The 1,085-nt window shown below is 68.8% G+C and carries 2 protein-coding genes; both read right to left on the minus strand.

Annotated features, from left to right (window positions below; all coding sequences use genetic code 11):
• On the minus strand, nucleotides 1-236 hold a 236-nt coding region (locus AB0F44_RS30300; protein WP_357361089.1), incomplete at its 3' end, for a universal stress protein.
• Between the two features lie 45 nt (nucleotides 237-281).
• Complete coding sequence (locus tag AB0F44_RS30305; RefSeq protein WP_357361090.1) at nucleotides 282-839, minus strand: flavodoxin domain-containing protein; 558 nt, start codon at nucleotides 837-839, stop codon at nucleotides 282-284.
• Nucleotides 840-1,085 lie beyond the last annotated feature (246 nt).

The raw sequence follows: 1,085 nt of genomic DNA on the forward strand, positions 1-1,085 counted from the left end.
GCGGCCCGCTCCCCCACGCCACCGCGGATGTGGATCCGCCCGCTGGTGGCGCCGTAGGCCAGCGTGTTGCCGGCGATGATGGGCCCGGTGCAGTGCACGATGTGCAGTGTGCGTCCGCGGTCGGCGGCTGTGCGGGCAGCCCAGCGCACGGCGGCTATCGATCCGGGCGAGCCGTCGGCTCCGACGACGACCGCTGCGTCGGCGTCGCGGTGCGGGGTTTCGCTGTGCTGGGTCATGGGTTCGTGCCTTCCTGGCTGGTGCGTTGCGGCGGGAGAGCGCGATCAGGGGTGGACGACGGTGACCGGGGCGCGTTTCAGTTCGAGCGCATCGCCGATCCTGGTCGACCATTCACGCACTGCCTGCCAGTCGCGCAGGTCGCCGTAGCGGGCGCCACCGAGCATCCGGTATATCGTCCTGGCCCACCACGAGACGCCCTCGCGCTCGTAGTGTCCGGCGAAGGCGGTGTAGTCGCGGGGGTGCAGTGTGCGGATCGCGGCGGCGATCTTGGACGGGACCTGCCGTCCGGCCCAGCGCCCGATCGGTCCGCGCAGTGCGGGGCCGAGTCCCACACTGAACAGCCAGATGTCCTTGTCCACCAAGGTGTTCTGGTTGTTGCGAAGATATGCGGTGGCCTCGGGCAGCAGATCCATGTTGTGGATCGCGCTACCGATGACGAGGGTGTCGATACCCGAAAGCTCGGGTGCGTGCTCGATGTCGTGCAGTTCGGCGCGAGCGCCACGGGCGACGAGATCGTCACAGGCGAACTCGGCGATATCGCGGGTCGAGCCCTGGGCGGTGGCGTACAGAACAGCGATGCGGGGTGTGGGTGTCGTGGTCATGATGCCAGCATCGCGCGACCGCACCCCCACGGAGCAGTGCCGTCGTGCCCGCAACGAAGGGACCAATGGCACCGCTGACGGCGGTGGTGACCAACGCGGGACGAGCTGGGACTTTCGGCTCTGCCGGCGGGTAGCGCGACCGGGAAACGATCGAGTGATGACCGACGACTCCGCCGTCTCCATTTCCGGGCTGACGAAATCTTTCGGCCGCACGCGGGCGCTCGACGCGCTCGACCTGACCGTTCG

Origin of the sequence: Nocardioides sp. NPDC023903, assembly GCF_040639295.1 — a bacterium.
Lineage (GTDB): Bacteria > Actinomycetota > Actinomycetes > Propionibacteriales > Nocardioidaceae > Nocardioides.

Bases quoted from the DNA above. Each gene is read 5' to 3' on its own strand.
- AB0F44_RS30305 (WP_357361090.1), bottom strand. From the start codon at position 839: ATGACCACGACACCCACACCCCGCATCGCTGTTCTGTACGCCACCGCC.